Raw genomic sequence first — 22,613 nt, 5'->3', positions numbered from 1 at the left:
CTATCTCAACACTTGAAGCGACTCGATGCAAGGAGGATTCAATGCCCAACCGTTTACGCGAGCGTGACGCGCGCGCTTCGACACGAGGGTTCCCGCTTAGGTTCGCTCACTGGATGAAAGGTTTCGCGCTCGTGCTTTCCTTGTCCGCGACCCACGCCTTCGCGCAACAATCGCCGGCACCGGCCGACGGCGTCTACAACCTGCTCGTCGGCACCTATACGGGGCACGGCAGCGACGGGATCTACGTGTACCGCTTCGATACGAAAACGGGCAGCATCGCGCCCGTGTCGTCGGCGAAGACCGTGAATCCGTCCTACCTGTTGCCGAGCCGCGACGGTCGCACCGTCTACGCGGTCAACGAACTGCCCGGCGACAACGGGCCGGCCGCGCAGCGCGGCGGCATCAGCGCGTTCGGCTTCGATCCGAAGACGGGGGCGCTCACGTTCATCGACCGCGTGTCGTCGGAAGGGAACGATCCTTGCTATCTCGCGCTGTCACCGGACGGCAAGTACCTCGTCACGGCCAACTACTCGGTCGCGGCCGATCCGGGCGGCAGCTTCGCCGTGTTCCCGATCCGCGACGGCGGCGCGGCCGGCCCGGCCGTGCTGACGGTGCATCACGAGGGCAAGGGGCCCGTGAAGGGGCGCCAGGACGGCGCGCACGTGCACTCGACGGTGTTCTCGCCCGACGGCCGCTACCTGTTCGTGCAGGACCTCGGCGCGGACAAGCTCTACGGCTACCGCTACACGGTGGACGGCAGCCGCGGGCTGATCAGCCCGACCGACACGCGCTACACGCCGGTGAAGGCCGGCTCCGGCCCGCGTCACATGGTATTCAGCGCCGACGGCCGGTTCGCGTACGTGACGAGCGAACTCAACGCGTCGGTCGAGGTGTTCGGCTACCGCGACGGCAAGCTGACACCGGTCGAGACGCTGCCGATGACGGTGCCGGGCTTCAAGGGCAAGGTCGGCGGCGGCGCGCTCCACCTGTCGCCGGACGGCCGCTTCCTGTACGCGAGCAATCGCGGCGACGTGAACGAAATCGTGATCTACGCGGTGAACCAGGCCGACGGCCGGCTGAAGACCGTCGGGCGCCAGTCGAGCCTCGGCAGGACGCCGCGTGAATTCCTGATCGATCCGACCGGCAAGTGGCTGATCGTCGGCAACCAGGACAGCGACACGTTCTACGTGTTCAGCCGCGACGTCCAGACGGGGCAGCTCGGCGCGAATCCGCAGAAGGTGGCGGTCGGCAGCCCGGTCGACTTCAAGCTGGTGCCGGCGGCGCTGTAAAGCGCCGTTCATGAAAAAAGGGCGCTGCCGAGGCAGCGCCCTTGTTCGTCCGGGCGGCCGCTTGCGCGGGGCGCCCGGATCGATCGTCGGCGGCCGTGCGGCCGCCATGCTCAGTCGGCCGCGGCCGGCACGAGCACCTCGCGGCTGCCGTTGATGCCCATCGGCGACACCAGTCCGGCCGCCTCCATCTGCTCGACGAGGCGCGCGGCGCGGTTGTAGCCGATGCGCAACTGGCGCTGCACCGACGAGATCGACGCGCGCCGCGTGCGCACGACGAACGCGACCGCTTCGTCGTACAGCGGATCGGCCTCCGCATCCGGCGCTTCGCCGAACAGGTCCTGCGTCGCGCCGTCGGCGGCCGGGCCGTCCAGAATCCCTTCCTCGTACTGCGGCTCGCCGAACTGCTTCAGGTATTCGACGATCCGGTGCACTTCCTCGTCCGCGACGAACGCGCCGTGCACGCGCTGCGGGTAGCCCGTGCCCGGCGGCAGGAACAGCATGTCGCCCTGGCCGAGCAGCGATTCGGCGCCCATCTGGTCGAGGATCGTGCGCGAGTCGATCTTCGACGACACCTGGAACGCGACGCGCGTCGGGATGTTCGCCTTGATGAGGCCGGTGATCACGTCGACGGACGGGCGCTGGGTCGCGAGGATCAGGTGGATGCCGGCCGCGCGCGCCTTTTGCGCGAGACGGGCGATCAGCTCCTCGATCTTCTTGCCGGCGACCATCATCAGGTCGGCCAGCTCGTCGATCACGACGACGATCAGCGGCAGCTTCGACAGCGGCTCGGGATCGTCGGGCGTCAGCGAGAACGGGTTGCCGATCTTCTTTTCCTTCGCCTCCGCGTCGCGGATCTTCTGGTTGAAGCCCGCGAGATTGCGCACGCCGACGGCCGACATCAGCCGGTAGCGTTTCTCCATTTCGCCGACGCACCAGTTCAGTGCGTTCGCCGCGAGCTTCATGTCGGTGACGACCGGCGCGAGCAGGTGCGGGATGCCTTCGTAGACCGACAGCTCGAGCATCTTCGGGTCGATCATGATCAGCCGCACGTCCTCGGGCGTCGCCTTGTACAGCAGCGACAGGATCATCGCGTTGATCGCGACCGACTTGCCCGAACCCGTCGTGCCGGCGACCAGCATGTGCGGCGCCTTCGCGAGATCGGTGACGACCGGGTGGCCGGTGATGTCCTTGCCCATCGCGATCGTCAGCTGCGACGCCGAATGCTGGTATTGGCGCGACTCGAGGATTTCCGACAGGCGGATCATCTGGCGTTTCGCGTTCGGCAGCTCGAGGCCCATGCAGGTCTTGCCGGGAATCGTCTCGACGACGCGGATCGACGTGAGGCCGAGGCCGCGCGACAGGTCCTTCATCAGGCCGACGATCTGGCTGCCGCGCACGCCGAGCGCGGGTTCGATCTCGAAGCGCGTGATCACCGGGCCGGCCGATGCGCCGACCACCGTCACCGGCACCTTGAACTCCTGCAGGCGCTGCTCGATGACCTGGGCCGTCTGCGCGAGGTGTTCCTCGGTGATCGTTTCGACGTCGTCGGACGCGGGCTCGAGCAGGTCGAGCGTCGGCAGCTCCACGTTGAACGACGCGGGTGCGTGGAATTCGAACGCGTTCGGGCGCGGCTGGCGCGCGGGCGCGGCCGATGCGTCGGCGGCCGGGGCGCCCGATTCCGCCGGTGCCGGCGGCACGGTGGCCGCGGGAGGCGTTGCGGTCGGAAGCGGCACGGTCGTGGCGGCCGGGATCGTGATGCCGGTTGTCGCGGGCGTCGTGCCGATGTCGGACATGGACCAACTCGCCGGCGCAGCGGCGGGAGCCGGCGGGGTGGTGAACGACGGGGCCTGCGGCAGCGGTGCGGACGCGATGGATTGCGCCGGTGTCGCCGTGTCGACGGAGCCGCCCGGCGCGGAGTAGGTCGGCAATGCCGAGACCGACGGGGGCGCGGAAGTCGGCGACGCGGCCGGTGCCGTCGTGGCCGGGGCAGCGGCGAAGGATGCCGTCGCGCCATTTGTCGCGGCAGGCGTGGCGCCGAACGCGGCGGGCGCGGCAACGGCGACCGTGTTCATCGGGGCGAGTGCGCCGGAAGACGGTGTCTGGGCGAAGGCAGTGGCAGCGACAGGCGCGGCGCCGGTTGTCGTCTGCGTCGCTCCAGTCGTCGCGGCCGGCACACCGAATGCCGAACCGCCAGGCATGCGGGTGGTCGATGCTGCCGAAGGCGTCGCCGATGCGGTCGACGTTGCGGCCAATGCGCTGCCCGACGAGGCGAAAGACGCGGCGGCAGGCGACACCGGCGTGCGTTGCGCAGGTTGCGATCCGGTTGCGCTGAAGGACGTGCCGGTCGATGCGGGCGCCGTGGCGGCTGCCACGGTCGGCGCGGATGCGAAAGGCTGCGCGGTGGCCGGGCCGGAAGCGCCCGCCGCAGACGTCAGGGCGGAAGCCGCAGCGGCTGCGTTTGGCGCGGCCGCAAAAGGTTGTGCCGTTGTCAGGTCGGAGACGCCAGTCACGGGCATGGGGGCGGATGTCGCCGCTGCCGCGGTCGGAGCGGGTGCGGACGCCTGCGCGGCGGACGGGGCGGCGGCACTTGTCGAAGGCGTTCGGGCAGGCGTCGTCGGTGAGGGCGCCGGCGTGATCGTGCTCGATGCCGGATCCGTGGCGTCGATCGTCGACGCCGCGGCAGCCGGCGCGTGAATGCCGGAACCGTACGCAGTACCCGTGACACTCACCGGCGTGGACGGTGCAATGGGAGCAGCAGGTGCAACAGACGATTCCGATGCGGCCGGTCGCGACAGCGAACCGGCGCCCGGGTTTGTCATGCCGGTAAACGCAGGCGCTGCCGCGACAGGTGTGCTGTTCGGCGTGTTCGCGGGCACCGGCGCGGCAGAACCGGATGCGCTGCCGACGGGCGACGACGCGTCAGCTGCCGAGGTCGTCTGCGCGCCAGCGAAGGGCTCAGCGGACAAAGGCTTCGACCATGATGCGGGGGAGGGCGCGGCGTCGACGGACGCAGGTTCCATGACCGCGGTGGCCGGTGCCGCCGGTGCCGGTGGCGTGGCGCGTTGCATGCCTGCAGGCAACGGAGCGGTTTCGCCACCGTGCTTTGCTGCCGCGTGCCAGACCGTTCCCGTCACGGCGCCGGCCGGTGCCGTGTTCGACGCGGCCGAGGCTGCCGTCGTCGCTGCTGCGACGGGCACTGCATCGGCACGCGGCTGCGTCGGCGTTGCCGCGATCGACGAAGCGGAGAGGGGAGGCGGCGTGACCGGCTGGACCGGCTTCACGACATCCTGCGTCGCGTGCGCGTGTTCTTTCGCGACGACCGATACGGCGGTATCGGCAAGCGCCGTAGCTTGCGATTGGACCTGGCCGGCAATTCCGGCGGCCGTTGCCGTATCCTTCGCATCGACGGTGCGGCCCGTGGCGCTTACGGTCGACGTGACAGCGGCCGAAGGCGTCTCGACCGCTGCGCTCTCGGCCACCGACTCGTCCGCGTCCGACGGTGGCACGGCAATCGGGCTTTCATGCGACGCGCCGAGCCCGGAAACCGGCGGGCTGACGATGTCTTCCCAAGGCGCAAAGTCGATCGGGGCATCGAATGCCGGCGCGGCTGGTGCATCGGCGCCATGCCGATGCTCGCGGTCCGCGTGACGCGTCGGCGCATCGGTTTCGACGCCGGGATCCGGCATGGCATGCCGCACGGCCTCGCCGAACACCGGGGTACCCGTATCGACAGCAGGTACGCGCACGCCCGGCTCGGCCGGCATGAACGCATCCAGCACGATCGGTGCGTCGTCGGATGGCGTCACGGCCTCGTCGAATGCCACGCCATCCGTATCGACGGCAGGCACGCGCATGCTCGGCTCCGCCGGCATGAATGCATCCAGCACGATCGGTGCGTCGTCATAGGCCGGCGCGGCTTCGTGCGCGTCCGGACGGACTGCGTCGCGGGGCGCGGCCTGATGCGCGTTCGCAACGATCCCGGCCGGTACGGCCGTCGACGCCGACGCGGCGACGCTGCCCGCCGCTGCAACCGCGCCGGCCACGGTCGCCGCGGCGGCCGGCGCCGACGACGCATCGGCCTGCCGCACACCGTCCAGCGTCGCCCACTGCGCGGTACTGGCTTCGATCGAGCGCAGCGTGTCGTGAACGCTCGGTGCTGGCGTAATCGGCTCCGCGGGCTGTTGCACCCACGCGTAGAGCGGCGCGCGTGCCGGGGCCGGCGGCGCGGGGCGGCGTCGTGCGGCGTCCGGCGACTGGCCGGCGGCGCCGACGCCCGTCACCGGGCGGGCGGGCGTGCGCGGCGGCGTCGCGGCGGCCGGGCGCGGCGTGACCGCGGTGCGCGGCGCGGCCGGTTGCTTCAGCGCGGCTGCGGCCGGTCGCGCGGCGGTCGGTTGCGGCCGCACGGGCTCGAACCCGGCCGGCAGCGGGGCCGGACTCGGGCGCGGCACCTGGCTGTTCGCGGCGGCGCGCGCGAGGCTGGCGGTGCTGCCGGTCGTCGGGGGCGGCATGGCGCTCGTTGCGCCCGGTGCGGGCGGCGGCGGCATGCGATTGGCCGACGTCGGCTTCAGCCAGCCCGTCGGCGCGACCGGCTCGGCGAGCGGACGCGGCGCGGGCTTGCTGCGCGGCTTCGGCCGCGCCTGCGGATCGGGCTTCCACAACGTCGGGCGCGAATACCGGCCGTTTTGCCGCGGCGCCATCGAGTTGACGGTATGGGCGGTGGTCGGCTGCACGATGTCGTCGTCGCGATGCAGCGCGCTGCGCGGCAGGTCGGCAACGCCGCGCACGTCGTCGTCGTCGACGTCGCGCGCGAGCTTGACGCCGAACGACGTGTCGACCCAGGCGGCGAACTGCCGCCAGCCGATGCCGGTCAGCCACGGCAGGCCCGCGAAGAACAGCACGACCATCGCGACCGGCGTGCCGATCGGGCCGAGCACATGCGCGAAGCCGTTCGAGAACGCGTGGCCGAGCGCATTCGAGTCGGGGCCCGACAGCGGGCTCGTCAGCGCGCAGCTCGCGACGAACACGGCCGCGAAGCCGAGCCACAGGCGAATCGAGCCGCGGCCGGCGAGTCCGCCGCCGCCGGGCAGCATCGCCTGAACGAGACGCCAGATGAGAAGGAGGAACCAGACGGCGGAGATGCCGAACCAGCCGAAGACAACCGTGTGCATGCTTTGATGAAACAGGAAGAGGGCGGGGAGCGCGGTGCGCGACCCGCCGAGTTTAACCGGCCGACGAACAGGACTCTAAGGCAGTTTGAAGGCGTCGAAGCGCTTCCAGGCCGCGGGACGCATGCGTCCGGGATCCGCGCGCGGCGAAGGCGGCCGATCGGCCTTCGCCCGCGCGCTGCATCAGGGGCTCCGGCGCGCGAAGGTCAGCGTCGCGCCGGCTTCGGTCACGATCTGCAACTGCTGCGGCTCGCGCATCTGCACGCCGGTCTTCCCGATGTGCGCGAGCGCATCGAGGTACGCGTGCTCGAGCTGGCCGCCGAGCGTGTTCGTGCATGCCATGCGCGTGCCGGCGAGCGGCCCGAAGCTCAGCAGGCCGTTCTTCAGCGCATAGGTTCCCGTATAGCGGTTGCAGCCCGAAAAGCCGCTGGCGCGCCGGACGCCCGCTTCGGTGGACAGCGCGAGCTTGATCGGCTCGCCGTTGTCGCCGTGCGGAATCGTGCGCGGCGTGCCGTCGGCGTTCACCCAGCTCGTGAGCTCCCAGCTCGTGTCGTCGAGCAGCTGGACGGCGGCGGGGTTGTACGGGTCGGGTGCGGGGGCGGCGGAATCGGGGTGGGTCGGCATCGCGCAGGCGGCGAGAAGCGTGGCAAGCGTCAACGCGCAGAGCGGCGCGCGCAGCGGGCGAAGCAGGCCGGTGCGTGCGCGTGCGGCGGCGGACAGGTGGGACATGAGCCTCGTTCCTCATCGGATTCTGATCAAGGCGTAAGAGTAACGCACCCGCCCCGCGCGAGGCGAGCCGACACTTCGCGCGTGAAAACGTTCGCAATCCGCCCGCGAGCCTCGCGCTGCGGGGGGCGATGCGACGAAACCGGCCGGACCGGCGCGGGTGCGCGTGAGGTGTGCGTCGGGTGTGCGTGTTAACATCGAAGCCGTTTTCGTCCTCCAACAGAACCAGCGGGAAATCACATGCAGATCGGTCAGCGGCTCGGTACGCCGCTCTCACCCTCGGCCACGCGCGTCATGCTGCTCGGCGCGGGCGAACTCGGCAAGGAAGTCATCATCGCGTTGCAGCGGCTCGGCGTCGAAGTCGTCGCGGTCGACCGCTATCCGGACGCACCGGGCCATCAGGTCGCGCATCGCGCGCACGTGATCGACATGACCGACGCCGCCGCGCTGCGCGCGGTCGTCGAGGCCGAGCGTCCGCACCTGATCGTGCCGGAGATCGAGGCGATCGCAACCGATGCGCTCGCGGCGATCGAGGCGGCCGGCCTGGCCGAGGTGATCCCGACCGCACGCGCGACGCAGCTCACGATGAACCGCGAAGGCATTCGCCGTCTCGCGGCCGAGGAACTCGGGCTGGCAACTTCGCCGTACGCGTTCGCCGATTCGTTCGACGCGTTCAGCGCGGCCGTCGCGAAGATCGGCATGCCGTGCGTCGTGAAGCCGGTGATGTCGTCGTCGGGCAAGGGACAGTCGGTCGTGCGGACCGAGGCCGACGTGAAGCCCGCCTGGGACTACGCGATGGCGGGCGGCCGCGTGAACCACGGCCGCGTGATCGTCGAGGGCTTCGTCGATTTCGACTACGAGATCACGCAGCTGACCGTGCGCGCGATCGACCCCGCGACGCTCGAGACGCGCACCTACTTCTGCGAGCCGGTCGGCCACGTGCAGGTGGCGGGCGACTACGTCGAATCGTGGCAGCCGCAGCCGATGAGCGCCGTCGCGCTGGAAAAGTCGCGCGAGATCGCGCACAAGGTGACCGAGGCGCTCGGCGGGCGCGGGCTGTTCGGCGTCGAGCTGTTCGTGCGCGGCGACGAAGTCTGGTTCTCCGAGGTGAGCCCGCGGCCGCACGACACCGGCCTCGTCACGCTCGCATCGCAGCGCCAGTCGGAGTTCGAATTGCACGCGCGCGCGATTCTCGGGCTGCCGGTCGATCCGACGCTCGGCTCGCCGGCCGCGTCCGCGGTGATCTACGGCGGGCTCGACGAGCGCGGTATCGCGTTCGAGGGCGTGCGCGACGCGCTGGCCGTGCCGGGCGCCGACCTGCGCCTGTTCGGCAAACCGGAAAGCTTCGCGAAGCGGCGCATGGGCGTCGCGCTCGCGACCGGCGCGACCGTCGACGAAGCCCGCGAACGCGCGAAGCGCGCCGCGGCGGCCGTGCGGCCCGTGTCGGCACGCTGACCGGACCAGGAGAGCGCGATGGCGTCGACATGGCAGCGGATCGGACGGCTCGGCAAGCTGGGCGCCGCGCTGGCGCTGGTCGCGAGTCTCGCGGGGTGCGGCCTCGCGGCCGCGCCGTGCCGGGTCGCATCGGCCGGGCTGAAGATCGTGCCGCTCGTCGGCCACGTCGCGGCCGCGCCGACCGACGCGTGCGCCGACGTCATCGATCCCTGACCGGCGAACCCTCGATCCGTAGCCAACCATAACCAACGACAATCGCGCGTCCCGCGAGGGCTGCTTCCACCCGTCTCGTGAGAGGAACTGCATGATTCGCCACACCCTTGCCGCGCTCGCGCTGGCCGGCACCGCCGTTTCCGTCGCGCAGGCCGCGCAACTGACCGTCGAGGAGATCGACGCCGATGCGCGCGTGCAGACCCTCTATCAGTGCGCGAACCAGAAGCAGCCGGTACGCGTGTCGTACTGGCGCGCGGGCAACGGCCAGAGCTTCGCGCTGGTGCCGGTCAACGGGCAGCAGCTGCTGTTCGTCGATACCGTTTCGGCGTCGGGCGCGCGTTACCAGGCCGGACGCTATACCTGGTGGACGAAGGGCAAGGAAGGGACGCTGCGCGACGAGATCGCCGACCAGAACGCGGCACCGCTGCTGGGCGACTGCGTGCAGGTCGAGAAGAAGAAAAAGAAGAAGGGTTGAACGCGGCGCGCGATCGGCTACGCCGCGCGGGCGTGCCGGTTGCCGCGATCGATGCGGGCAGCCGGGTTCGACCTCGGACCGGAAGGTGGCGCCGGCGGCGCCCGGGCTCGCCGGCCGCCGGTTGATTCCTCGCGGCAGCTGCCCCGCGGCAGATGCCCGAGATTCGACCCCGTATTTCCACCATCAGCCGATCGAGATAGCCCGATCGCACGACGCATCCGCCCCGCGCCGGCCTGCCGGCGCACGCCGTGAGCCGCCGCCGGGGCCGTTCGCGGCGTTGTCACGGACAGATTGCTGCGCAGTGCTACAATACGGCCCTTTCCGCCGGCATTCGCGCCGAACGGAGTCCGCACGGCCTGTGGCGCCCGCTGTTCGAATTGAACCGGTCCCGAGCGCCAGAGCGGCGCCGCGCGGCGCGCCGCGGCTCCGTCTACTTCCGAAATGTGATGAGCGCAGGCCCGGCCGGCCTGACGCACGAAGTCCCCGCCGCGCCTTTTGAGCGAAACGCCACCATGTCCGATTCTGTCGCCAAGCCAGTCGACGCAACCTTCGATCAATTCGGCCTTGCCGCCGATATCCTGAAAGCCATTGCGGAGCAGGGCTATACGACGCCGACGCCGATCCAGGCGCAGGCCATTCCGGTCGTGCTCGCCGGCCGCGACGTCATGGGCGCCGCGCAAACGGGCACCGGCAAGACCGCGAGTTTCTCGCTGCCGATCCTCCAGCGCCTGCTGCCGCAGGCCAACACGAGCGCATCACCCGCGCGCCACCCGGTGCGCGCGCTGATCCTCACGCCGACCCGCGAGCTCGCCGACCAGGTCGCCGCGAACGTGCATGCGTACGGGAAGCACACGCCGTTGCGCAGCGCGGTCGTGTTCGGCGGCGTCGACATGAACCCGCAGATGGCCGAGTTGCGCCGCGGCGTCGAGATCCTGATCGCGACGCCGGGCCGCCTGCTCGACCACGTGCAGCAGAAGACCGCGAACCTCGGGCAGGTGCAGATGCTCGTGCTCGACGAGGCCGACCGGATGCTCGACATGGGCTTCCTGCCGGACCTGCAGCGCATCCTGAACCTGCTGCCGAAGGAACGCCAGACGCTGCTGTTCTCGGCCACCTTCTCGCCGGAAATCAAGAAGCTCGCGTCGACCTACCTGCGCAACCCGCAGACGATCGAGGTCGCGCGCAGCAACTCGACCAACGCGAACGTCACGCAGATCGTCTACGACGTCGCCGAAGGCGACAAGCAGGCCGCTGTCGTGCAGCTGCTGCGCGATCGCGGGCTCAAGCAGGTGATCGTGTTCTGCAACAGCAAGATCGGCGCGAGCCGGCTGGCCCGCAACCTCGAGCGCGACGGCGTGGTCGCGTCGGCGATCCACGGCGACAAGACGCAGATCGAGCGGATGCAGGCCCTCGACGCGTTCAAGCGCGGCGAGATCGAGGCGCTGGTCGCGACCGACGTGGCCGCGCGCGGCCTCGACATCGCCGAACTGCCGGCCGTGATCAACTTCGACCTGCCGTTCAACGCGGAAGACTACGTGCACCGGATCGGCCGCACGGGCCGCGCGGGTGCGACGGGCGATGCGCTGTCGCTGTGCAGCCCGAACGAGCGCAAGCAGCTCGCCGATATCGAAAAACTGATCAAGCGTCCGCTCGAGGTGCAGACGCTCGCGCTCGACAAGCCGGCGCGCCATCGTCACGACGATCGTGGCGGCGAGCGCGGGGGCGACCGTAGTGAGCGCGGTGATCGCGGCGGCCGTCGCGATCGCGACGAGCATCGCGGCGCGTCGGGGCGTCGTCCGGGCGGGTCCGAGCGCGGCCATCACCGTCGCCACGAGGCGCCGGTCGACGACTTCTTCCTGAAGCCGTACGAACCGTCGGCGCCGGCGAAACAGCCGGAAGAGACCAAGTCCGCGCAGCAGCCCGAGAAGAAGGGGCCGAAGCGTCAGGTCGCCGCGCTGCTGGGCGGCTTCGGGATGCCGCGCAAGCCGTCGGCGTAAGCGGGCGGTTCAGGCGGTCGGTGCGGCGCGCGAGCGCTGCCGCGGAAACGGGTACATGCGATGAGCATGTGCCCGTTTTTCATTGGGCGAGACGATTCGTGAAGGAGCGGGCGAGATGGGCGACGACTTGCCGCGTGGGGCGGGGCAGCCTGCAGGACTAGTCCGATGCCGTGTCGCCGGCGGGCGTTCCGTTCAGGCTGCCATCACGCTTGCATGCGACCGGACTCACCGCTGACGGACGCAGGAACGCGGTCGACACGAACGGGTGTCCCGCGAGCGCCTCTCAACCGGCGCGTGGCCCGAAGCGACGCGCCCACGCATCGGTCGCGGCCGCGTAGAACGCATCGAGCGTATCGATCGACGGATCGCCATCGGCCCACAGGCCGAGATGCGCGGCGGCGGCGCGCAGCGCCGGCAGCGGATCGTCGCGCTCGAGCGCGATCGCGCCCGTCTGCTTGCTGAGCTTTTCGCCGTTCGCGTCGACGACGACGGGCACGTGCAGGTACGCCGGCGTCGGCACGCCGAGACAGCGCTGCAGGTAGATCTGGCGCGCGGTCGAGTCGAGCAGGTCGGCGCCGCGCACGACGTGCGTGATGCCCGCGTCGGCATCGTCGACCACGACCGCGAGCTGATACGCCCATTGGCCGTCGGCGCGCTTCAGCACGAAATCGCCGACCTCGGTCGCGAGGTTCTGCGCTTGAGTGTGCTGCCAGCGGTCGTTGAACGTGACGAGCGCCGCGTCGCCGTCCGGCACGCGCAGCCGCCACGCGCGGGCGGGCTTGCCGTGCAGGCCGGTGCGGCACGTGCCCGGGTAGGCGAGCGTCGTGTGGCGCTCGTGCGCGGCGCGCAGCGAATCGGCGATTTCCTTGCGCGTGCAGCCGCACGGATAGACGAGCCCCGCGGCGACGAGCCGTTCGAGCGCGGCCGCATAGTCGGCCTCGCGCGTGCTTTGCCACACGGGCGGCTCGTCGGGCGTCATGCCGAAATGCGCGAGCGTCGCGAGGATGTCGTCGGCGGCGCCGGGCACCGTGCGCGGGCCGTCGATGTCCTCGATGCGCACGAGCCATGCGCCACCGTGCGCGCGCGCGTCGAGCCAGCTCGCGAGCGCGCCGACCAGCGAGCCGAAATGCAGCGGGCCGGTGGGCGACGGCGCGAAGCGGCCGCGGTAGCCGTTCATCGGGACGCGGTGCGACGCGCGCTTACGCGGCGCTGGCTGCCTGCGCGCAGGCCGGGCACGACTTGCCGGGCACGTAGCTCGGCGCTTGCTGGGCTTCCGGCGTGACGACCGCGCGGCACGCGAAGCACGTGACGTTCTCGGTCGGCTGCAGTTGCGGGTTCAGCGCGGTGCGGTAGTCGAACACGAAGCAGTCGCCGTGATAGTGCGCGCCGCCGACTTCCTCGAAGTACTTCAGGATCCCGCCCTCGAGCTGGTACACGTTCTCGATGCCGATTTCCTTCATGTGGATCGCCGCCTTCTCGCAGCGGATGCCGCCGGTGCAGAACGACACGACCGTCTTGCCCTCGAGATCGGCGCGGTTCGCGTCGATCACTTCCGGAAACTCGCTGAACTTGTCGATCCGGTAGTCGAGCGCGTCGTCGAACGTGCCGACGTCCACTTCGAACGCGTTGCGCGTGTCGAGCATCACGACCGGGCGGCCGGCGTCGTCGTGGCCGCGGTCGAGCCACGCCTTCAGCGTGTGCGCGTCGACCGACGGCGCGCGACCGAGCTCCGGCTTGATCGCGGGCTTCTTCATCGTGATGATCTCGCGCTTCAGGCGCACGAGCATCCGGCGGAACGGCTGCGAGTCGGACAGGCTCTCCTTGAACTGCAGCGTCGCGAACTTGCCTTCGAACAGCGGATCGTGGCGGAGGTAGTCGATGAATGCGTCGGTCGCGTCGCGCGGGCCGGCGATGAACAGGTTGATGCCTTCCGGCGCGAGCAGGATCGTGCCGCGCAGGCCGAGTTCGTTGCAGCGGGCGGTGACGAGCGGGCGCCATTGCTCGGTCGCGTCGAGCGACACGAAGTGGTAGGCGGCGAGGTTGACGATGGTCATGATGGTCCGACGGGAAAACGGCCGCGACCGTGCGGCGGGCGCACGGTGGCCCCGCAAAAAAGGGTGCGAAGCCGGGGCGGTGATTCGAAAACCCGTATTATCCCGCAAACTGCACGTCTGCCGGCACCCGGCCGTTCGGCCGGCGTCGCGCGCATCGGCCGAACGGCCGGGCGCGGGGATTTTTTGGGCAGCCTGCGCGGCGACGCGGCTACAATAACGCCCATGTCAGATCCCCGCTTCGTCCATCTTCGCGTTCACTCCGAATTCTCGATTGCCGACGGCATCGTGCGTCTCGACGACATCGTCAAGGCGGCGGCCGCGGACGGCCAGGGCGCGCTCGCCCTCACCGATCTCGGCAACGCGTTCGGCCTCGTCCGTTTCTACCAGGAAGCCCGCGGCAAGGGCATCAAGCCGATCGCAGGCTGCGACGTCTGGATCACCAATCCGGACGATCGCGACAAACCGTCGCGCCTGCTGCTGCTGGTGAAGGACAAGACCGGCTACCTGAACCTGTGCGAACTGCTGTCGAAGGCATGGCTCACGAACCAGTACCGCGGCCGCGCAGAGCTCGACGCGAGCTGGCTCGACGGCGAGCTGTCGCAAGGGCTGCTCGCGCTGTCGGGCGCGCAGCAGGGCGACATCGGGCTCGCGTTCGCGGCCGGTAACGAGGAGGCCGCGCGCCGGCACGCCGAGCGCTGGGCGAAGGTGTTCCCGGGCGGCTTCTACATCGAGCTGCAGCGTTACGGCCAGCCGGGCGCCGAGGCGTACATCCAGCAGGCCGCGACGCTCGCCGCGTCGCTGAAGCTGCCGGTCGTCGCGACGCATCCGACGCAGTTCATGACCGACGACGATTTCACCGCGCACGAAGCGCGCGTGTGCATCTCGGAAGGCGACATGCTCGCGAATCCGCGGCGCCAGAAGCGCTTCACGACCGATCAGTACTTCCGCACGCAGGACGAGATGGTCGCGCTGTTCGCCGACCTGCCGTCGGCGGTCGCGAACACGGTCGAGATCGCGAAGCGCTGCAACCTGAAGCTCGAACTCGGCAAGCCGAAGCTGCCGCTGTTCCCGACGCCGGACGGCATGTCGCTCGACGATTACCTCGTCCAGCTGTCGAAGGAGGGGCTCGAGAAGCGCCTCGAACAGCTGTATCCGGATGCGGCGGAGCGCGACGCGCAGCGCGACACGTACTACAAGCGGCTCGAATTCGAGTGCGGGACCATCACGAAGATGGGCTTCCCGGGCTACTTCCTGATCGTGGCCGACTTCATCAACTGGGCGAAGAACAACGGCGTGCCGGTCGGTCCGGGCCGCGGCTCGGGTGCCGGTTCGCTGGTCGCGTACGCGCTCGGCATTACCGATCTGGACCCGCTGCGCTACAACCTGCTGTTCGAGCGATTCCTGAATCCGGAACGCGTGTCGATGCCCGACTTCGACATCGACTTCTGCCAGCACGGCCGCGATCGCGTGATCCAGTACGTGAAGGAAAAATACGGCGCGGATGCCGTGTCGCAGATCGCCACCTTCGGCACGATGGCCGCGAAGGCGGCCGTGCGCGACATCGGCCGCGTGCTCGATCTCGGCTACATGTTCACCGACGGCGTCGCGAAGCTGATCCCGTTCAAGCCGGGCAAGCACGTGACCATCGCCGACGCGATGAAGGAAGAGCCGCAGCTGCAGGAGCGCTACGACCACGAGGACGAAGTGCACCAGCTGCTCGACCTCGCGCAGCGCGTCGAGGGCCTGACGCGTAACGTCGGGATGCACGCGGGCGGCGTGCTGATCGCGCCCGGCAAGCTGACCGATTTCTGCCCGCTGTACACGCAGGGCGACGACGGCGGCGTCGTCAGCCAGTACGACAAGGACGACGTCGAAGCCGTCGGCCTCGTGAAGTTCGACTTTCTGGGTCTCACGACGCTGACGATCCTCGACTGGGCCGAGCGCTACATTCGCCGCCTCGATGCGTCGAAGGCCGACTGGTCGCTCGCGCAGGTGCCGCTCGACGATCCGGCGTCGTTCCAGATCCTGAAGAAGGCCAACACGGTCGCCGTGTTCCAGCTGGAAAGCCGCGGGATGCAGGGCATGCTGAAGGATGCGCAGCCCGACCGCTTCGAGGACATCATCGCGCTCGTGTCGTTGTACCGTCCGGGCCCGATGGACCTGATCCCGAGCTTCTGCGCACGGAAGCACGGCCGCGAGAAGGTCGACTATCCGGATCCGCGCGTCGAACCCGTCCTGAAAGAGACCTACGGCATCATGGTCTATCAGGAGCAGGTGATGCAGATGGCGCAGATCATCGGCGGCTACTCGCTCGGCGGCGCCGACCTGTTGCGTCGCGCGATGGGCAAGAAGAAGCCCGAGGAAATGGCCAAGCACCGCGAGATCTTCGCCGAGGGTGCGGCGAAGAACGGCCTGACGCGCGAGAAGTCCGACGAGATCTTCGACTTGATGGAGAAGTTCGCGGGCTACGGCTTCAACAAGTCGCACGCGGCCGCCTATGCGCTGCTCGCGTATTACACCGCGTGGCTGAAGGCGCACCATCCGGCCGAATTCATGGCGGCCAACATGACGCTCGCGATGGACGACACCGACAAGGTGAAGATCCTGTACGACGACTGCGTCGTGAACAACCTCGCCGTGCTGCCGCCGGACATCAACGCATCGCATTACCGGTTCGAGCCGGTCGCCGAAGCCGACGGCAAGCGCTCGCGCACGATCCGCTACGGTCTCGGCGCGGTGAAGGGCAGCGGCCAGAACGCGATCGAGGAGATCCTGCGCGCCCGCGACGAAAAGCCGTTCACCGACCTGTTCGACTTCTGCGAGCGGATCGACCGGCGCGTCGTCAACCGCCGCACGGTCGAGGCGCTGATCCGCGCCGGCGCGTTCGATTCGCTGAACGCGAACCGCGCGCAGCTGATTGCGTCGGTGCCGCTCGCGATGGAAGCGGCCGACCAGGCCGAAGCGAACGCGATGCAGGCCGGGCTGTTCGACATGGGCGCCGAGTCGCCGCACGCGCATGCGCTCGTCGACGAACCCGCGTGGGACGACAAGCGCCGCCTGCAGGAGGAGAAGGGCGCACTCGGCTTCTACCTGTCCGGCCACCTGTTCGACGCGTATCGCGACGAAGTGCGCCGGTTCGTGCGGCAGAAGGTCGGCGACCTGAAGGAAGGGCGCGACAAGCTCGTCGCGGGCATCATCGCATCGCTGCGCACGCAGATGACCCAGCGCGGCAAGATGCTGATCGCGCTGCTCGACGACGGCTCGGGTCAGTGCGAGATCACGATCTTCAACGAGCAGTTCGAGGCGAACAAGGCGCTGTTCAAGGAAGACGAACTGCTGATCGTGCAGGGGCAGGCGCGCAACGATGCGTTCACCGGCGGCATCCGCTTCACGGCCGACACGGTGATGGATCTCGAACGCGCGCGTAGCCGCTACGCGCAGGCGGTGCGGCTCACGATGAACGGCAATGCGGATGCGGCGGCGCTGCGCCGCGTGCTCGAGCCGCACGTGTCGAAGGACGATTCGGCCGCGCCCGCGGTCGAGGTACCCGCGCCGCGCGGCGGCGGGCGCGACGGCGGGCGTCGCCCGCAGGCGCCGCTGCCGAACGGGCTCGCGGTCCAGGTTCACTACAGCAACGCGCGCGCGCAAGGGGAAATGCGTCTTGGCGACGCGTGGCGCGTGAAGCCGAGCGACACGCTGCTCGCGGAGTTGCGCGCGACGTTCGACGGCAGCATCGTCGAAATCACGTACTGACGGTCCCCGCCGGACGGTCGTTGCCTGCGCGGCCCGTCGCATCGCCATCGTGCGGTGCGGCGGGCCGTTTTCATGTCGGCGGATGCTTGGGGCCGTCATCCGGACGCTATACAATCCGTCGCGCGACGCCGATACGGCGCCGGTTGCGGTCTGTCCGCCGGCCGGCGGCGACATCGCGCGCGCGAATCAGACGGGGACGGTTCCGCGCGGCACGCGATGCGTCGCGGTGCCGCGAGCGACCACGCGACGAAGCCGGCACGGTAAAGAACGCCAGGATGCCGGCTGGTGCGCGACGATAAAAAATCGACAGCATCACAACAACGATGGCCAACGGGAAACCGACGGGGCGGATCCTCGTGATCCGGATTGATTTTCTGGGCGACATGCTGTGCACGACCGCTTTTCTCGGCGCGCTGAAACAGCGCTGGCCGGGCAAGGAGCTGCACGTGGTCGCGAACCGCTACAACGCGGCCGCGCTGGCCGGCAACCCGGACGTGCACACGGTCCATACCTACGTGTACAGCCGTCAGTGCGAGCGCAACGACCGCCCCGGACGGATGCGCGCGTTCTTCGACCGGCTGCGGCTCGTGCGCCGGCTGCGCCGCCTGCGGTTCGACCTCGTGGTCGTGCCGAACGGCGGCATGCATCGCAGCAGCATCCGGTTCGCGCGGCAGCTCGGCGTGAAGGATTGCCGCTGGCACGATGCCGATTCCGAATTCGACGACCGCAAGCCCGACCATGTCGCGTCGCGGCCGATTTGCCATGAAGCGCTGTCGGGATTCCGGCTCGTGCCCGAACTTGGCCGCGCCGATCTCGACGGTCTCGCGCTGTCTGTCCACCCGGACCGCGCGCTGCAGGACACGTGGTATCGGCTGCTCGGGCCGCGCACGAAACCGCGCGTCGGGCTGTTCGTGTCGAACAAGGCGGCCGAGCGGCGCTGGCCGGCCGATCGATGGCGCGACCTCGGCCGGCGGCTCGCACCGTTCGCCGACGTGATCGTGTTCCGCGATTCCGCCGTGTCGGCCGAGGCCGGCGCCGACCGCGATGCGTGGCGGGACGTCAACGCCCGGCATGTCGCGCCGTCGTCGGTCGTCGAACTGGTGGCCGCCGCGAGCCTGCTCGACGCGATCGTGTCGGCCGACAGCGCCCCCGTGCATCTCGCGTCGGCGCTCGGCGTGCCGGTCGCCGCGCTGTTCGAGGACCGCCCCGAGAAATACCGGCGCTGGCATCCGCTCGGCGTGCCGCACATGATCCTGCGGGCCGGCGCGACGGTCGACGCGATCGGCGTCGACGCGCTCGAGCGCGCGGTGCTTCATCTGTTGACGCAGGCCGGACAGCTCGACGATGCGATGGGGCTTGCGATGCCGCTTGCGGCCGCGACGCTCGCAGCACCCGCGGCACCCGCGGTCGGCGCGATCGTTTCATAGCCCCCGGAAGGCCGGCGGCGCCTGCATTGCCGGCACCGCCATCGGACGCGCAAACGGGGCCACGCGGCGCGGCGGCGGCAGGCCCCGCCGTGCGTCGTTGCCTGCCGTGTTGCCAACCGCCGGCCACCGGCAACCGGCCGCCGCCCACCGCCCACCGCCCACCGCCCACCGCCCACCGCCCACCGCCCACCGCCCACCGCCCACCGCCCACCGCCCACCGCCCACCGCCAACCGCCAACCGCCAACCGCCAACCACCAACCACCAACCACCAACCACCAACCACGGCATGTCGCCGACGCCCGCACCCGACGCCACGCCACCGGCCGCAAAATCCTGTACATTGCGAGCCTTGTCCAGCCAGCTAGACGGAACGATCGCCGTGGCCCTGTTTTCTTCCGCCCGCCCGCCCCGAACCATCCTCGTCGCAGCCCCGCGCCGTATCGGCGACGTGCTGCTGACGACGCCGCTCGTGCGTTCGCTGAAGGCGCGCTGGCCCGATGCGCAGATCGACATGCTGGTGTTTCGCGGCACCGAGGGTGTGCTGGAGCACAACCCCGACGTGCGGCGCGTGATCGTCGTCGCGCAGCGCGCGGGGTTCCGCGAGCGGCTGCGCGACGCGCTGTCGATGTGGCGCCGCTACGATCTCGCATGCGCGGCACTGAGCTCCGACAGGCCGCGCTTCTATAGCTGGTTCGCCGGCCGCAAGCGCGTCGGCCTCGTCGATCCGAACCGCGTCACGTGGCTGACTCGAATGATGCTGAACGGCATCGCGATCAATCACCACGAGTCCGCGCATACGGTCGTCAGCACGCTCGCGCTCGCGCCGGTGATCGGCATCGAGCCGGTATCCGAGGTGGTCGCGCCGGGCATCGGCGACGATCCCGCGCGGCGCGCGCGTTTCGACGCGTGGCTCGCCGAGTCGCCGGCGATCCGCGACGGCAAGCCGCTCGTCGTGCTGCATCCGTATCCGATGTTCCGCTACAAGCAATGGCGGCTCGAAGGCTGGGTCGAGATGATCGAATGGCTGCGCGCGCAGGGGTTTGCGATCGCGCTGTCGGGTGGCCCGGCCGATCGCGAGCGCGAGTACGCGGAGCAGGTCGCGGCCGAGGCGGGCGGCGACGTGCTGAACCTGGTCGGCCGCCTCACGTTCGGCGAAAGCGCGGAGCTGGTGCGGCGCGCGCGGCTGTTCATCGGGCCCGATACGGGCGCGACGCACGTTGCGGCCGCGACGGGCACCGACACGATCGCGCTGTTCGGTCCGTCCGATCCGGTGCGCTGGGGGCCGTGGCCGCAGCACTGGCCGGCGACCGAAAACCCGTGGGCGCTGCGCGGCTCCGCGCGGCACGGCAACGTATGGCTGCTGCAGGGCGAGGGCGATTGCGTGCCGTGCCGGCACGAAGGCTGCGAGCGCCATGTCGACAGCCACAGCGACTGTCTCGTCAACCTCGGCACGCAGCGTGTGAAGGCGGCGGCCGCCGAGATGCTCGGACTGAATCCGCCGGGCGCCGCCGACGCGATCGTCGACACGTCGCGACTGCATCGCGCGCGCCCGGACTGACGCGCGCAAGCCGTACGTTTCCTGAGTCGAAAAGCGGGGAGTGGCGACGCGGCGCCGCCGCGCGGCCGTGCTTCCGACAAGCGGCACGCATGCGCCGCCACTGAAGCCGTAGAAGCCGTAGAAACCGAACCGGCGGCAGGCGGCAATGCGCGCTGCCCGCCAACCCGCCGCATGATGCGTTACGCGCTGCGCCGGATCGCCGACGTTTCGCGCGGCAGCGCTTCCGTGCGCGTGCCGCAGCCGAGCAGGATCCCGGCGAGCAGCACCAGCAGGTGACCTTCGGCGAAATCGAGCAGCAGCGAATTCGCAAGGCTGCCGATCGCGAAGATCGCGAGCCACGCGAGCAGCACATGCCGCGAGCGCGGGTCGAGCGCGCGGCTGCCGCGCGCGATCTGCACGATCAGGTTCACGAACAGCAATACGCCGAGCGTGCCGAGCTGCACGGCCATCAGCAGGTATTCGTTATGCGGATTCGACGTGAGCTGGCCTTCGGCAGCCGTCTTGCCGGCCGTGAGCTTCTCGAACTCGAACTCGAGGCCGCCGGCGCCGTAGCCGATCACCGGGCGCTGGCGATACAGCTCGAGCCCCTTCTTGTACCACTCGAGACGCAGCCCGGTCGACGTGACCGCATCGGTCTGCCGATACTGCTGCACTTCCGACACGACCTTCACGAGCCGGCCGTTGTGCACCGTGCACGCGGCGACGACGAGCGCGACGCCGGCCAGGACCAGCGCCCCGGCGGCGAGCCCGGCGCGCAGCGCCGACTGGCGGCGCAGCAGCAGCACGAAGCGCACCGCGACGACGAGGATCAGCAGCAGCGCGATGACCTGCCCGGTGCGTCCCTGCAGCATCACGAACACGTTGATCAGCGACCATGCGGCCACGGCGGCATACGCGGCACGCGACAGCGCGGTGCGGGCCGACAGCGCGAGGTCGGCCGCCTGGTAGAACAGCAGCGCGCCGAACATGCCGGCCGCGATGTGGTTCTTGAACACCCAGGCGCGCGACAGCGGCAGCTCGCTCGAATGCGCGGGCCCGATCGCGGTCAGCCCGAGATAGTTGGTGGTCGACAGCAGCAGGATCACGCACAGCGTGCCGAACCAGGCGCGCCGCACGATCGGCGCCCAGTTCGAATGGCGGAAGGCCAGCACGGCAAACGGCAGCAGCAACAGCTTGTCGTACTTGGCGACCCAGTTCCACGCCTTCGGGTGCGGCGCGACCGTATAGGTGACGCTCGCGGCCAGTGCCGCGAGGATCAGCAGCGCCGCGAGCGACGCCGGTTCGGTGACGAACGTGCGCAGGTCGCGCCAGAATTCGGGGGAGATGACGAGCGCGGCCGCGAACAGCCCGCAGAACACGTTGGTCAGCGCGGTCGAGACCGGCACCATGCAGAGCGCGACGACGGCGAAGGCGCGGGCGGCGGTCAGGCGCCGCGAGGCGGGAGCGGAAAACGAAAGCATCGGAACCTGTCGAATGGACGAATGCGGCATGCGGGCACCGTGCTGCGCGCCGCGCGTCCCGGCGGCACCGCGCGGGACGAAGCGCGCAGTATACGCGAAGCCGCGGGCGTTTCCGTGCCGTTTCCGGGGTCGGGTCAGCTGAACGCGCGCTTGATCCGCGAGCGCAGCAGCGCACGCTTCAGGCGGCCTTCGACGGCCGGCGTGTCGAGCGCGACGCGCGCGCCGGCCGGCTCGCCGCGATGCAGGTAATAGCGGTCGAACGTGGCCTGCGTCATGCCCCATTTGTTGAGGAACTGGCGGCGGCCGTCGTTCTTGACGATCTTGCCGGTGCTCTTCTGCTGGAAGTGATAGACGAGGCTGTCGCCGACGCCGAGGAAGATCCGGCAGCCGGCGTCCCAGAATTTCATCGAGAAGTCGTTGTCGCTGCTCATCCCCGGCGACAGTTCGCTGCTGTAGCCGCCGATGCGGTTCCACCAGTCGCGGTGCACGAGCGTCGGCGGCCAGGTCGAGCCGAGCCAGTCCGCGCGCGCGAGCCGCGGCGTGGCCGCGACGAGGCCGGCCGCGTCGAACTGTTCGGCGTCACGGCCGAAGTTGCTGACGACGACGCACGGGTTGCGCGTGTCGACCGGCTCGACCATCGTGCCGGACAGCATGAACAGGTCGGTCGGCATCTGCTCGATGCGCCGCACGAGCGCCGCGTCCCAGCCCGGGCAGCAGTACATGTCGTCGTTCATGTAGACGACGTAGTCGCGCGTCGCGCGGGCGGCGGCCAGGTTCACTGCATGGCAGATGCCGATGTTGGCCGGCGACGCGGTGTGCTCGATGCCTTCGCTGCGCACCCAGTCGAGCGTGCCGTCCGCGCCGTCGTTCACGTGCACGATGATCTGGTGGTCGTACGCCGAATGACGGCGCAGGCTGTCGACGACGAGCTTGAGGTACGGCAGGTTGTTCCAGGTCGGGATGATGATGGAGAACATGGCGGTCGGATTCGGTGGTCGTCGTATCGGCGGCGCGCAGCGCTGCGCCGTGCTCGGACGCGC

14 protein-coding genes are annotated in these 22,613 nt (G+C 69.8%); 8 read left to right on the top strand and 6 right to left on the bottom strand.

Going from position 1 to position 22,613, the window contains the following annotated elements:
* Positions 1 to 41 precede the first annotated feature (41 nt).
* Entirely contained in the window at positions 42 to 1,289 is a 1,248-nt protein-coding gene (locus U5A56_RS09100; protein WP_415749106.1) for a lactonase family protein, read from the top strand.
* 110 nt (positions 1,290 to 1,399) lie between these two features.
* Here U5A56_RS09100 and U5A56_RS09095 read toward each other — a convergent pair whose 3' ends face one another.
* Positions 1,400 to 6,457, bottom strand: a complete 5,058-nt coding sequence (locus tag U5A56_RS09095) for a DNA translocase FtsK (protein WP_321921940.1) — start codon at positions 6,455 to 6,457, stop codon at positions 1,400 to 1,402.
* A 180-nt stretch (positions 6,458 to 6,637) separates the two neighbouring features.
* A complete protein-coding gene (locus tag U5A56_RS09090; protein WP_321921938.1) occupies positions 6,638 to 7,183 on the bottom strand; it encodes an META domain-containing protein in 546 nt (181 codons plus the stop codon).
* A gap of 237 nt (positions 7,184 to 7,420) precedes the next feature.
* Between U5A56_RS09090 and purT the strand changes: the two genes are divergently transcribed.
* The 4 genes from purT (at position 7,421) to U5A56_RS09070 (ending at position 11,320) form a co-directional block, all read left to right on the top strand.
* Positions 7,421 to 8,635: a formate-dependent phosphoribosylglycinamide formyltransferase gene (purT, locus tag U5A56_RS09085; RefSeq protein WP_257772901.1), complete on the top strand. Its 1,215-nt coding sequence runs from the start codon at positions 7,421 to 7,423 to the stop codon at positions 8,633 to 8,635.
* 18 nt (positions 8,636 to 8,653) lie between these two features.
* A complete protein-coding gene (locus U5A56_RS09080) occupies positions 8,654 to 8,848 on the top strand; it encodes a DUF6726 family protein (protein WP_044844727.1) in 195 nt (64 codons plus the stop codon).
* A 91-nt stretch (positions 8,849 to 8,939) separates the two neighbouring features.
* Positions 8,940 to 9,323: an MliC family protein gene (locus U5A56_RS09075; RefSeq protein WP_124487197.1), complete on the top strand. Its 384-nt coding sequence runs from the start codon at positions 8,940 to 8,942 to the stop codon at positions 9,321 to 9,323.
* A 446-nt stretch (positions 9,324 to 9,769) separates the two neighbouring features.
* Positions 9,770 to 11,320 (top strand): DEAD/DEAH box helicase, encoded by a 1,551-nt coding sequence (locus tag U5A56_RS09070; protein ID WP_321802105.1) that lies wholly within the window; start codon positions 9,770 to 9,772, stop codon positions 11,318 to 11,320.
* A 283-nt stretch (positions 11,321 to 11,603) separates the two neighbouring features.
* Here U5A56_RS09070 and gluQRS read toward each other — a convergent pair whose 3' ends face one another.
* Positions 11,604 to 12,497, bottom strand: coding sequence for a tRNA glutamyl-Q(34) synthetase GluQRS (gluQRS, locus tag U5A56_RS09065; protein ID WP_321921935.1), 894 nt, complete (start codon positions 12,495 to 12,497; stop codon positions 11,604 to 11,606).
* Positions 12,498 to 12,519: 22 nt separating this feature from the next.
* Complete coding sequence (locus U5A56_RS09060; RefSeq protein WP_044844723.1) at positions 12,520 to 13,374, bottom strand: sulfurtransferase; 855 nt, start codon at positions 13,372 to 13,374, stop codon at positions 12,520 to 12,522.
* 222 nt (positions 13,375 to 13,596) lie between these two features.
* Here U5A56_RS09060 and dnaE point away from each other — a divergent pair, with 222 nt between their 5' ends.
* The 3 genes from dnaE to U5A56_RS09045 all read left to right on the top strand — a co-directional run bounded on the left by dnaE (position 13,597) and on the right by U5A56_RS09045 (position 20,113).
* Positions 13,597 to 17,127 (top strand): DNA polymerase III subunit alpha, encoded by a 3,531-nt coding sequence (gene dnaE, locus U5A56_RS09055; RefSeq protein ID WP_044844722.1) that lies wholly within the window; start codon positions 13,597 to 13,599, stop codon positions 17,125 to 17,127.
* 323 nt (positions 17,128 to 17,450) lie between these two features.
* Positions 17,451 to 18,554 carry a glycosyltransferase family 9 protein gene (locus U5A56_RS09050; RefSeq protein ID WP_321921933.1) on the top strand — a complete coding sequence of 368 codons (1,104 nt, stop codon included), beginning with the start codon at positions 17,451 to 17,453 and terminating at the stop codon, positions 18,552 to 18,554.
* A gap of 380 nt (positions 18,555 to 18,934) precedes the next feature.
* Positions 18,935 to 20,113 carry a glycosyltransferase family 9 protein gene (locus tag U5A56_RS09045; RefSeq protein ID WP_321921931.1) on the top strand — a complete coding sequence of 393 codons (1,179 nt, stop codon included), beginning with the start codon at positions 18,935 to 18,937 and terminating at the stop codon, positions 20,111 to 20,113.
* A gap of 179 nt (positions 20,114 to 20,292) precedes the next feature.
* Here U5A56_RS09045 and U5A56_RS09040 read toward each other — a convergent pair whose 3' ends face one another.
* On the bottom strand, positions 20,293 to 21,573 hold the full coding sequence (locus U5A56_RS09040; protein WP_321921929.1) for an O-antigen ligase family protein: 1,281 nt from the start codon (positions 21,571 to 21,573) through the stop codon (positions 20,293 to 20,295).
* A gap of 134 nt (positions 21,574 to 21,707) precedes the next feature.
* A complete protein-coding gene (locus U5A56_RS09035; protein ID WP_044844717.1) occupies positions 21,708 to 22,550 on the bottom strand; it encodes a glycosyltransferase family 2 protein in 843 nt (280 codons plus the stop codon).
* Positions 22,551 to 22,613: the final 63 nt, after the last annotated feature.

The sequence above is a fragment of the Burkholderia sp. BCC1998 genome, from assembly GCF_905339875.1.
Taxonomy (GTDB): Bacteria; Pseudomonadota; Gammaproteobacteria; order Burkholderiales; family Burkholderiaceae; genus Burkholderia.
This window is presented reverse-complemented; position numbering and strand designations above follow the sequence as displayed.